The 12,338-nt window shown below is 35.5% G+C and carries 12 protein-coding genes and 1 tRNA gene; 9 read left to right on the top strand and 4 right to left on the bottom strand.

Features of this window, described 5'->3' with window-relative positions; translation table 11 throughout:
• Positions 1-53: 53 nt before the first annotated feature.
• From DXC23_RS03500 to DXC23_RS03485, 4 genes are all read right to left on the bottom strand, one after another.
• Complete coding sequence (locus DXC23_RS03500; RefSeq protein WP_117704785.1) at positions 54-1,304, bottom strand: ParB/RepB/Spo0J family partition protein; 1,251 nt, start codon at positions 1,302-1,304, stop codon at positions 54-56.
• Positions 1,297-2,097 carry a ParA family protein gene (locus DXC23_RS03495; RefSeq protein ID WP_117704784.1) on the bottom strand — a complete coding sequence of 267 codons (801 nt, stop codon included), beginning with the start codon at positions 2,095-2,097 and terminating at the stop codon, positions 1,297-1,299. Before DXC23_RS03495 ends, DXC23_RS03500 begins: the two co-directional genes overlap by 8 nt.
• A 107-nt stretch (positions 2,098-2,204) precedes the next feature.
• Complete coding sequence (locus DXC23_RS03490) at positions 2,205-3,230, bottom strand: ArdC-like ssDNA-binding domain-containing protein (RefSeq protein WP_117704783.1); 1,026 nt, start codon at positions 3,228-3,230, stop codon at positions 2,205-2,207.
• Positions 3,231-3,242: 12 nt separating this feature from the next.
• Complete coding sequence (locus tag DXC23_RS03485) at positions 3,243-3,464, bottom strand: hypothetical protein (RefSeq protein WP_117704782.1); 222 nt, start codon at positions 3,462-3,464, stop codon at positions 3,243-3,245.
• A gap of 117 nt (positions 3,465-3,581) precedes the next feature.
• On the opposite strand from DXC23_RS03485, the gene DXC23_RS03480 reads away from it, so the two are divergent.
• From DXC23_RS03480 to DXC23_RS03440, 9 genes are all read left to right on the top strand, one after another.
• Positions 3,582-4,484, top strand: a complete 903-nt coding sequence (locus DXC23_RS03480) for a tyrosine-type recombinase/integrase (RefSeq protein ID WP_158552421.1) — start codon at positions 3,582-3,584, stop codon at positions 4,482-4,484.
• A gap of 183 nt (positions 4,485-4,667) precedes the next feature.
• Positions 4,668-4,742: transfer RNA gene (locus DXC23_RS03475), tRNA-Gln, on the top strand.
• 177 nt (positions 4,743-4,919) lie between these two features.
• Positions 4,920-5,537 (top strand): hypothetical protein, encoded by a 618-nt coding sequence (locus tag DXC23_RS03470; protein WP_117704780.1) that lies wholly within the window; start codon positions 4,920-4,922, stop codon positions 5,535-5,537.
• A 116-nt stretch (positions 5,538-5,653) separates the two neighbouring features.
• Positions 5,654-6,151: a hypothetical protein gene (locus DXC23_RS03465; RefSeq protein WP_117704779.1), complete on the top strand. Its 498-nt coding sequence runs from the start codon at positions 5,654-5,656 to the stop codon at positions 6,149-6,151.
• A 154-nt stretch (positions 6,152-6,305) separates the two neighbouring features.
• Positions 6,306-7,463, top strand: a complete 1,158-nt coding sequence (locus DXC23_RS03460) for an FprA family A-type flavoprotein (protein ID WP_117704778.1) — start codon at positions 6,306-6,308, stop codon at positions 7,461-7,463.
• 117 nt (positions 7,464-7,580) lie between these two features.
• Entirely contained in the window at positions 7,581-8,249 is a 669-nt protein-coding gene (locus DXC23_RS03455) for a Crp/Fnr family transcriptional regulator (RefSeq protein WP_117704777.1), read from the top strand.
• Positions 8,250-8,649: 400 nt separating this feature from the next.
• A complete protein-coding gene (gene nrdR / locus DXC23_RS03450; protein WP_117704776.1) occupies positions 8,650-9,108 on the top strand; it encodes a transcriptional regulator NrdR in 459 nt (152 codons plus the stop codon).
• Positions 9,109-9,296: 188 nt separating this feature from the next.
• Positions 9,297-11,324, top strand: a complete 2,028-nt coding sequence (locus DXC23_RS03445) for an alpha-amylase family glycosyl hydrolase (RefSeq protein ID WP_117704775.1) — start codon at positions 9,297-9,299, stop codon at positions 11,322-11,324.
• A 19-nt stretch (positions 11,325-11,343) separates the two neighbouring features.
• Positions 11,344-12,153, top strand: coding sequence for an enhanced serine sensitivity protein SseB (locus tag DXC23_RS03440; protein ID WP_117704774.1), 810 nt, complete (start codon positions 11,344-11,346; stop codon positions 12,151-12,153).
• Positions 12,154-12,338 lie beyond the last annotated feature (185 nt).

The raw sequence follows: 12,338 nt of genomic DNA, 5'->3' as shown, positions 1-12,338 counted from the left end.
AATGTTTTGAAACAGCCCTGTATTTCTATCATCGGGGAACGATGAGAAGAAAACTATGTATTTGATATAAGTTCAATGAGTTTTTCTTTTGAAAAGAACTTTCTTAAATATCTGCGTATAAACTCATCAAGTTCATTGTAAGCAACTGTATATTTATTATTGTTAAGATAAAATTCAAGCTGCTTTTTAAGAAACTTTAATTTGTATTCGCAATTTTGATATTCCTGATATGGAACATAATTTTGTGTATTACCGCTTGCAGAAAAATTCTTAAATCGTTGACTAAACATATTAACAGATTCGGCAGTGGTAGGAAATGCAGTTGCATAATATTTTAACACCGAACTTGTACAGTTTAAAACTGTAGCTGATAAGGTCATAATCAGTTCGTTCGGAAACTGCTCTTTTTCCTTTAAGTGTCCCACGGTGGGACACTTGCGGTTGTTTGGTTCAGAATTAATTACCTTTTCAGATGAATTATTAACTTTTTCTTTCTCTGCTTTAAGAGGTTCAATTTCAATATTTTCTTCTTCAATATCAGCTTCTTCAAATAATACCGGCACATCAACTTTTTGATAAAAGATTTCTTGCAGATTGTCAGGTTCAAGTCTTATTCTTCTTGCAATGTCTTTATCAATCTTTTGGCAAACCGAGGCATTATTAAGAATAAAATTAAGCAATGAGATTTGTTGTTCCTCTGAAAGGAAAGAAAGTTCATATCCTGCACCGACTGTAATTGCTCCGCTGTCAACTTTGTTAAGCAAAGGTTTAATGAGATATGTAAGCCTGATGTGTCTATGAACAGCTTTTCTGTTTGTGTTGTTTTGCTCTGCTATAGCTGATACGGTTGATTTACTGCCAAGTTTTTTTAATAGTTCGGATTGTTCCGCATAACTGAAAGCAAGTTCAGAAGGGAGATAGTCGGTGTTACGGTCATTATTAGTGGCCAATAAGATTAGCCTTTGCTTGTCCGGGTCGGTTTCGTTTTTTATTATTGCTTTAACAGATTTTTGCCCATTCAGTAGGCATGCTCTTTTTCTGTGTCTGCCTGCAAGTAAAACATATCTGCCTTCTTTTTTTGACTTCACAACAGTAACAGGGTCAATCTGTCCTATGTGTTTCATACTTTCTGCTATGTTTTCAATTTTGTCTTGATGTATGCTTTGTGGCTGATCGTCTATTTCATCAATCAGAGATATGTCAATTTCTACAACTTGATTTTCGGTACTGCCGCCGAGCAATTCAGAGTATGCCTGCTCCGGGGTTTTTAATATTTGCTTTTTGGGTTTAAAAAAATCAGGCATTTTCACATTCCTCCATAATTCTATGTGCAGCCTCTATGTATTGAGCACCTACAACTGACTTGCAGTCTGAAACGCTGCTGCAATGAAAACCGACTGAATTTTTTGTTTCTGTTCTGTACGATATATATGTGTTAAAAACGAGATCGTTATAACTCTCTTTAAGTGCATTATAAATTGTAGCCGAATGTCTTGTATTTGTCTGATACATAGTAACAAGCATTCCGAGTAGGTATTTACGAATTTCTGTGTCTTTTTTTATTCTCATAAAGCTGTCAAGCATTTGTTCTACGCCCTCATAACTGAGTAAATCGGCTTGAACAGGAATAAGCAGCTTATCACAAGCGTTAAGAACATTTGTAACAAGCAAATCAAGAGCAGTTTGACAATCAAATATAATGTAATCGTAATTTTCGTTAAAATAGTCATTTTCAAAAATTCTTGAAATTACAGTTGAACTGTTATCATCTGCAGCAATAATTCCAAGCATACCGGCAAGCAGGTTAATTGACGGTATAAAGTCAAAATTTTCTTTTTCACAATAACGAATACAGTTTTTAAAATCTACATTCTGCTTTGTTACGGTGCTAAAAATAATGTCTGATGTTGTAGGTTTGCCGTCAGCTTCCCAGTCGAGCCAGTTCGATAAGTGGTGCTGTGGGTCGCAATCAACAAGCAATACTCTGCGATTGTTGACAGCAAGAGCTGCTCCGAGATTTAAAACAGTTGTAGTCTTACCTACGCCGCCTTTTTGATTTGATACTGCAATTTTAATTGCCTTATTATTATCTTTCATTTTTCGTTCCCCCGATTAAATGATATAAATTTATTACTAAGTGTCCCACCGTGGGACACTTGTTAGTTTGAATAATAAAAACAGACTGCTCGAAAAAGCAGTCATAATTACATCATCATAGCCATTCCCATATCGGGCATTGCTATTTGATTTGGTAAAATGGGTTGTGTCACCTGTGCAGCCTGAACATTTTTAATTGATGGTGTAAGTTCAGGTTTTAGACTATTGTTGATATTATCCGCAACTGATTTATATGCTCTGTGAGAGTGATCAAGTGATTTTGTAATGTCAGCCGAAGAGATACTTTTGTCTGCACACATTGTTTTGTATTGATCGGCAAGATGTCTTTGCCTGCTCTCAGGTATTTGCAAGCCAAAGTATGACTGCAACATTACCGATGTTGCGTCAGCTTCAAATTCCATTTGAGCTTCACTTTTAATTTGAGTTTTATCAAGCTCTTTATGTAAAATAGCGTGTGCGGTTTCGTGTGTAAGTACTGATAATTTTGTTGAATCGTCAAACATACCGCTAAGCGAAATTGAATTGCTTGCAGGATCAAAGAAGCCTCGCAGTGATACTGAATTAAATTGATTTTCGTGTACTTTACAATTCAACTCTTTTTCGCAATATGTTTTCATAAGTTCGTATAGCTGTTTATGCTGTTCTGATGTGTAACCAAGATCGAAATATTTAGGATAATCTTCTTTAGGACAATTTGTTTGTGCTATGTCAAAAACAGTACCGACTTTAAAATGTATTCGTTGCTCTGCCTCAATTCTATGTTGCTTGTAAGCCTCTTTCTGTTCTTTAGTAGCTTTACTGAGAGGAACAGGGCTGCCGTCAATATTAAGGTATGTCTTTATAGTTGGCACAAGTATTTTCATTCCGTGTTCGCCACGCTTAACCGAATAACCCATATCCTGATATGCTTTATAGCTGTTACAAAACATTGCACCCGGATTTTGCTGATAAATAAGCATTGTGTTTCTTGAACTGTAGTTATAAAAACGAGTTGAAAATTGCAAGTATTCAATCATATTCTGCGGATTATCTTTAAAGTTCTTAGCAAGTTCAATGACCTTTTGTTTCATTTCTTCTTTTGTCTGTTCTGATTTTGCCGGATCGTAAGCCAAATTCAACACCTCTCAATCTGCATATTGATTTATAATCCCTTTTTGTACATCATACGGCAATTCTGCAATACTTGTTAAATCTTTTGGAGAAATAGTTTCTCCTATTTCAATAAGATTTTCGGGTATTTCACAGAAAAATAATTCGCCGTCCTCACGCTTGACAATAAGTTTATCTTCATAATATCCGACAACCACATTGTCTGTGTATGGTTCTTCAAAACTTAATATACTCATAGCTGCCTCCTGATTTTATTATTATAAAAATACCCCATAAACAAATTTGTATATTATTGACCATATTATTACAATATGTTACAATACTGTTACCTAATTGCTTACGAGGTGTATTTTATGACTTTATGTGCTGTTTATCAGCAGTTCTTGAAAGAAAAAATTTCTGAAGGTGTAACTGAACACACTCTAAAATATTATAAATATAATTTACCAAAATTTATCGAATGGTGTGTAGATAACAGAATAGAAAATGTCGAAGATGTTTATGATCATTTGTTTGAAGATTATAAACTCTACTTAATCGAAAATAAAAACGGTACTAAAAAAATATCACTGCAAACTTATACAAGAGCAGTGAAAACATTTTTGCTGTGGCTGAATGAAAATGAGTTGCTTCAAAATGTGGGTAAATTGAAACTTATTAAAGCTGAAATAGCCAATATTGTTCCGCTGTCAGATGTCGAAGTAAAAATACTTCTTAATGATTTTGATAACTCATACTTTGGTATTCGCAATAAATTAATGGTAATGTTTATGCTTGATTCAGGTCTGAGAAGAGGAGAAGTAGTAAGTCTTGAATCAAAAAACATATTTATGCATAACAACACTATGTTAGTGCAAGGTAAAGGAGAAAAAGAGAGATTAGTACCTTTTGGTGAAGAAACTAAGCGATATATTAATCGTTATTCACACATGAGAAACGAATATGAAAAACGCTTTTTCCAAAAAGAAGATGGTACACCGATTACCGATAATACAATCAAGATGTATTTTCAAGAATTAAAAGAAAGTACAGGAATTATCAGATTGCACCCTCACTTACTTCGCCACACTTTTGCGACTAACTATATCCTTTATGGCGGTGATGTTGAAGAACTGCGAATATTGCTCGGACACACAAGTTTACAAATGACAATGAAATATGTGCATTTAGCTACACAACAAAGAATACTAAATCAGCGTTATCATAGTCATATTGATAAATTATTTTGTCAGTATGATAATAAATTGGCTCAGTAGAAGGGATAGCTTTTAATCAAGGTGTCCGGAGTTCGAATCTCCGATGGGTCACCATAAAGCCGCAAGGTACAATGCCTTTGCGGCTTTACTTATATAAATGTAAAAGACACTGTTGGTAATTTGCACAAACAACTTTTTAAGCTGCGCTAATCAGAATAAGCGTTTTACACAAAAATTATATATTGGGCTGTCGCCAAGCGGTAAGGCAACGGACTTTGACTCCGTCACCCGTGGGTTCGAATCCCGCCAGCCCAGCCATAAGCACCGATTTTTGAAGTCGGTGCTTTTTCTGTTTGCATTTCTAAAAATCAAAGTACTTTATTTGCAATCCGAAAATCGCAGTTTTTTCTCCTTGTTAAAATGGTTAATTATATTGATTTTTGTAGCTATTGTGTTATAATTATGTTTAAATAATATTTTTTATTGAAGAAAATTATGTACAGTATTGTTAGAATGATTTTAGTAATTGTGTTAGTTTTTATTTTATTCAAAGTAATACATATTAAAACAAAGAAAAAAGTATTGATAATTTCTCTTTTTGGATTGGTGTTTTATATTGCAATAATGTGTACTCCAATAGAAAATCTTTTTATTTCTTTTGATACACCGACTGAAGCTCTTTCGTATTATGATCCTTTTGTAGGTAAGGTAATTGATACTGTTGAAGGTAATGAAACTTGTATGATAATTACCCAAAAAGATGTGAATGAATCTGGTGTTTCGTATGTAAAAAAATCTGTTGATGGCTATAAAGTATTATCGCCAATACATTTTCGCTATTCTGTAAAAAGTAAATTAGACGGTCATGGTTCGATTGAAATTTTTCGGGTTTTTGGCACATCTGATTATTATCTTGAAGGTAATTGTATTTCGGATTCCGGAACTATTAACAAAGTAAGTGATTCTTTAAATTCGGATATTAAGGTTATTCTTGTGTACGGTTTTAATAAAAATAATGTTAATTTAAAAGACTATTTGATTTTCGGATACTTAAATAATTATGAAAACAGCTATTCATTAATGATTGATAATACTGTTGTAGAACTTGAATAAAGCACTTATCGGCAGTTAAAATTTATTTTTATCTTATCGCTTCACACTTTTTCGGTAACCATAAATTATAAGTAAGTTGTACTGCAAAGACTGAATTATTTTAAGGAGATTATTGAATGAGTAAAAAAATATTGATAGGAGATATGGGACTTCTTTTGTATAATGCTGTTTTGCTCTTTATTTCAAGGATTTTATACGATAATAAAATTTTATATCCGTATAATTATCCGTTACATATACTCTTTGCCGTACTTTTGATTTGCGGTGCGGTAGGATTCTGGATTTTTTCTTATAATGCAGAATGTAAAAATGTTTCCGGTACAAATATTGCAATTTCTTTCGTAATGTGTTGTTTGATATTTCTTGCTGTTATAAATACAAATATCAGTTATATCGGAAATAATGCTGTAAATACTATGACAGCTTTTGGAATGTTCGGATTTCAAGTTGCCCGATATTTAAAATCTATAGTCTGTTATTACGATGTTTATGGTGAATTTCCGCCATTGCTCGACAAAATAAAATATATTCGTAATATAGAACTGAGCTTTGCTCCTGCATTAGCAACAATTTTCTCTGTTTTAAGTATTGTTTTTTTGATATTTACTGCTTAGGAGTATTTTTTTGTGTTTGTTTATATATTTTTTTGCTTCTTGTAAAAGTAGCTAATTTGCTGCCTGACTCTATTGAAATATATGTCTATTTATGGTATAATAATACAAAATTATAATTTAATTTTTGATTATTTTAATTAAGGGGAGAATAAAAATGAATATAAATATTTCTGATGCTATTAAATATATCGGCGTTGATGATAAAGATATTGACCTTTTTGAAAGCCAGTACATTGTGCCAAACGGCATTTCTTATAATTCATATGTTATTCTTGATGAAAAAATTTGTGTGCTTGATACCGTAGATAAGAGAAAAACAGATGAATGGTTTGCTAATCTTGAGAATGTTCTTGACGGCAAAGCTCCCGATTATCTTGTAATCAATCACCTTGAGCCTGACCATGCGTCAAATATCAAGGCGCTTGCCGATAAATATCCCGATATGAAACTTGTCGGCAATGCAAAGACATTCAATATGTTGCCGCAGTTTTTTGATATTGACCTTACAGACAGAACTGTTACGGTAAAAGAGGGCGACACACTCAGCCTTGGCGAGCACACACTTTCGTTCTATATGGCTCCTATGGTACATTGGCCTGAGGTTATGGTTACATATGAGAGCAAAGAAAAGGTGCTTTTTTCTGCCGATGCATTCGGTAAATTCGGTACACTTGATACAGAAGAAGATTGGGCTTGTGAGGCAAGAAGATATTACTTTAATATCTGCGGAAAATACGGCGTGCAGGTACAGGCATTACTTAAAAAGGCAGCAAAGCTCGATATTGAGAAAATCTGTCCTTTGCATGGCCCTATTCTTACCGAGAACCTTGGCTATTACATTAACCTTTACGATATTTGGAGCAAGTATGAGCCTGAGGTTGACGGTATATTTATCGCTTATTGTTCAATTCATGGCAATACAGAAAAAGCCGCTTTAAAGCTCTATGATATTTTAAAGGAGAAAACCAACAAGAAAATTGCGATTTCTGACCTTTCAAGAAGTGATATGGCAGAGAACATTGAGGACGCATTTAAGTATTCTACCCTTGTTGTGGCTGCTCCGTCATATGACGGCGGAGTTTTCCCTGTTATGAATGACTTTTTACATCATTTGAAAATTAAGGGATACAAAAACCGTAAAGTCGCTATGATTGAAAACGGTTCTTGGGCACCTTGTGCAAACAAGGCAATGCAGCCTTATTTTGAAGAAATGAAGGGCATAGAGGTATCGGATGCCAAAGTTACAATCCGCTCTACTATGACTGCTGAAAACGAGGCTCAGCTTGCAGCTTTGGCAGAGTCTGTTATTTAATTTTATAATTTCTGTATAAAGTACGAAAACTATCGGTTAATCTTTTTGCAGATTAAATATCCGTATCGTATTTGGTGCGGATATTTTGATTTTCGTGTTTAATTTATCGGAGGATATATGGAACAGCATTTTGAATTTCTCAGAAAACACCCTGTTTTTGAGGGATTTACAGATGAAGAAATAGAACAGGCGCTTGTGGAATTTGATTATAAAATTCAGAGCTATAAAAATGATGAAATTATAGTCAGCTCGGGCAAGATTCATAAATATTCCGCCTTCGTGCTTGAGGGTGCGGCTCAAATTCAAAAATACAACTTTGACGGTGTGCGTGAAATTCTCGGACGAGTTTACAGCGACAGCATAGGCTGGCTTATTACCGCCGCTCCTCGTACAACTCACTGCGATATTGAAATTGTTTCGCACGGCAAATCAACAATTTTATTTCTCGACTTTGCCAAAATCAAAGATGAAGATTATAAATTGATTGTTATTAAGCAAAAGCTGCTCAAAAATCTTTTTGTGTTATTTGAAGAAATGGATCTTCGCTCACTTGAATATCAAATTGTGCTCTCTGAGCGAACCATACGCAAAAAAATTATGAGGTATCTTGAGTTTAGAGAAAAGCGTGACGGCAGCTCAAGTTTTTACATTGAAGGTTCAAGGCAGGACTTTGCTGATTATTTGAGTGTAGACAAGTCTGCGCTTTCTCGTGAATTAAGTAAAATGAAAAAAGATGGCTTAATAGATTATGACGGCGAATATTTCACTGTTTTGCAAAAATTATGAGTTATTAAGTTGTCATAATTTTTAGATCAGCTTTGTTATATTTATATTATTATTATGTTGGCTGATATTTTGGTGAATAGTGAGAATTGAATAAAAAAATTGAGTAATTTTTTACACCCTGATTGCCAAATCGTTGCAAATGCAATTTTCAAATTGGTTTTGTTTTGATATAATATTAGCGTAAACAGTAATTGAACTGTTTTGATTATGCTATCAACAACATAACATAAATTTCTTCTATAACCCTATTACCCCTAAAAAAGCAGCAGACGAGTTTTTCTCCCCTGTTGCTTTTTCTTATATAAAAATGTAATAAAATTGTAAATAAATATTTATTGCCTTGATTTTTTTAGTGTGTTATAATTATTTTAGAAAATTTTGAGATTTAGGGGAGTTTTTTATGAAATGCCCATATTGTTCATTTGAAGAGAGCAAGGTTGTGGATTCTCGCTCTGCCGATGACGGCGAGAGAATACGCAGACGAAGAGAGTGCCTAAAGTGCGGAAAACGCTTTACAACCTATGAAATTATTGAGAATATTCCGCTCTATGTAGTAAAAAGAGATAAGTCCAGAGAGGTTTTTGACAGAAATAAACTTACAGCAGGTATTTTGCGTGCGTGCGAAAAGCGCCCTGTTTCTGTTGAGCAGGTTGAAGAGATGGTTTCCGACATTGAGCTTACAGCTCAAAACGGCTTTGAAAGGGAGATTACCACCGAGCAGATCGGCGAGCTTGTTATGGAACGCCTCAAAAAGGTTGACGAGGTTTCCTATGTTCGCTTTGCGTCTGTATATCGTCAGTTTAAAGATATAAATACTTTTATGGAAGAACTCAACAAACTTCTTACCGAAAAAAAGTAAATACAACTATTTAAGAGTCTGATTGCCCAAAAAAATCAGGCTCTTTTTGTGTATTAGGTAGGATTTTTTAAAATAGTTGTAAAAAATGCTAAAATACTATTTATTTTGCTGGGAAAAAATGTTATAATGATTTTATCCTTGTGGCTTATTTACACAAGGGTCATTGTAAAACGAAAGATGGTGATAATTTGTTTAAAAGAATATTATCAGGATTGCTTGTTTCTGCTATGCTCACAGGTTCTGTCATTTATTTGGCAGGCTGTTCAAATTCAAATTCGCAGAACGGTTCGGATGATAATACTTCAACCAAAACTTCTACCGAGTATGCTCACGCAGACAAGATTGACAATGGCACAATACTCCAGTGCTTTTCATGGGATTTCAATACTATAAAGGAATCAATGGCTGACATTGCAGCATCGGGATATACAGCGTTGCAGACTTCTCCTATCAATGCTTGCCTTGAGGGCGAAGACGGCGGAATGCAGCTTTACGGCGATGGCAAATGGTATTATCATTATCAGCCTACCGATTTCAAGATAGGCAACTATCAGCTCGGTACTCGTGATGAGTTTAAGGCTATGTGTGACGAGGCGGAAAAGTATGGTATAAAGGTTATAGTCGATGTAATTGCTAACCACACCACTCCTACCACAAGCGCCATAAGTCAAGACCTTATAGATGCGGGCGGCGGAAGTCTTGAAACCCTTTATCATAAGAACAACGCTTACGATTTAACCGATTATTCGAGCAGACTTGCCTGCACAACCTACAAGATGGGCGGCTTGCCTGACATTAACACAGAGCGTACTTCTTTTCAGGATTACTTTATTGCGTATCTCAATGATTGCATAGCCTGCGGTGCAGACGGTTTCCGTTACGATACCGCAAAGCATATCGGCTTGCCCGATGACCCTAAGGAAGATGACGGCTTTACCAATAATTTTTGGCAGAGAGTGACTACCGAGGTCAACAACGCCGATAATCTTTTTATGTACGGTGAGGTACTTCAGGGCAATAATGAAAGGCTTGCCGATTATATGGAGGCTATCGGGCACACCACAGCAAGTACATATGGCGGCAAAATCAGAAGTTCTATTATAAACAATACTTTGTCAAAGGGCACAATAAGTGATTTTTGGGTAGGCAGTGCGCCGCTTAATATGGTTACATGGGTAGAATCTCACGATAACTACATTAATGACGGCAACTGGTACAGTATGACAAAGGAGCAGGTTCTCCTCGGTTGGGCAATTATAACCGCAAGAAAAGACGGTACACCGCTGTTCTTTGACCGTCCTTATAACTCAAGCGTTGATAACGAATGGGGAATGAACCGTATCGGCACAGAGGGTGACGATATGTATAAGGATAAGAGCGTAAAAGCTGTTAATTTCTTCCGCACAGCTATGATAGGCGAGGAGGAAAGCATCGTAAATCCTAACTCCGATTCAACAGCTGTTATGATTGAAAGAGGCACAAAGGGCGCTGTAATTGTAAACACAGAGGGAGAACTTGAAACAGGCTTTGAAACTAACCTTGCAGACGGTACATATGTAAACAGGGCAGACGGAAAGACCAAGTACACCGTTAAAAACGGCAAGATGACTTCGGATGCCAATATTCCTGAAAACAGCGTGGTAGTTCTCTATAACGAGGGATATAAGGAGTATGCAGACACTGCCGAGGTAGGCGTGGCTGACGATACCGTATTTAATATTGAAAAGGGCAAAACAGCAACCGTAACGCTTACTTGCGCAAATACAGACAATGCCGAGTATGTGCTCAATGGCGGAAAGTCTGTTGCGTACAAGAACGGCGACAAAATTACCGTATCAGTGCCTGAGTCAAGCGATATTGCCACTTTGGTGCTTACCGCTAAAAACTCGAACGGCGTAAAAACATACGAAAGAGTTGTGTTTGCGGTAGAAGAAAAGTATTCGGTAGCAAAGGGCACAAAGGTATATTTTGAAAAGCCCGACAGTTGGGGAGATCAGATTTTTGCATATGTTTACAACGATGAACTGTATGAAAACGAAACCTGGCCGGGACTTAAAATGACAAAGGAAAGCGACGGAAAATACAGCTATACTTTTGAAGACGATTGGGAAACACCGTATATTATTTTTAATGACGGTGACGAAGACGGTTCTCAGCAATATCCGGCAGATAAGGGACTTATTGTTGAGGACGGAAAAACTTATACTTTAAATTGACTATTGGAGGATAAATATTATGAGCGAAATGAAAATGGAAAACAGCAGAGTACCTGCTGAAAAGATTTTTAACCCTGATTTAAAAGAAGCAATTGTAAATATGCAGGAAGACAACTCAAAAGAGAACGTCGATAAGATGATTACAGAAGTTGTAAAGGCTAAGTTTATTTTACCTGCAAAGGTTGTTCCTACAACTCAGGCTGTAACCGAGAACGGACAGACTGTTATGAAACAGGCAACACAGGTACAGTTCAGATTACTTGAAAATCAGAAAAAAGAAAAATTCTTTGGACTTTTTACAGATACAGAAGAATTATTTAAGTGGCAGGATACCCAGAATGCTCAAAAAGTAGTTACTGATTTTGACAGCATTTCTCAGATGGTTATGGATCCACATTCTGGCGTAGTAGGCTTTGTAATCAACCCATTTGGCAAGAGCGTTACTTTCCCTAAGCCAATGATTATTTCAATCAAGCAGCAGAAAGACTTTAACACACTTAATAAAGATTTGTTCAAGCCCGGTGAGCAGATTAAAATCGGCGAACCAAAGGATTATCCTATTGACCTTATGGCTACACTTATCAATCATTTCAGCACAGAGCCAAATGTAAACGTTGCTTTCTTAAGAATGATGGAGCACAGCGACAAAAAGAGCTTCCTTGTTGTAGTTGACTTTATCGGCGATATGAAAAAGATTTTTGACGCTGTAAAAGAAACTGCACAGCCATACCTTACTGAAGATGTAGACCTTGTTGTAATGCCTGTTACTATGGACCTTGCAAGAAATGCAATAAACGGTGTAGAACCATTCTACAGAAAAGAACAGTAATAATTTTTATTTTAAATAAAGCTTCCGATAAACTCGGGAGCTTTATCCTTTTAAAAACAAAAATAATCAGCATTTTTTACAACATATTTTATAACATTGTTAGCTATATTGCCTATGTCATAATTTATCAAAATATGGTATAATGTTATATGTAAGAAATATAATGAGCAAAAACTGTTTTCCAC

Origin of the sequence: Eubacterium sp. OM08-24, from assembly GCF_003438075.1 — a bacterium.
Taxonomy (GTDB): Bacteria; Bacillota; Clostridia; order Oscillospirales; family Acutalibacteraceae; genus Ruminococcoides.
This window is presented reverse-complemented; position numbering and strand designations above follow the sequence as displayed.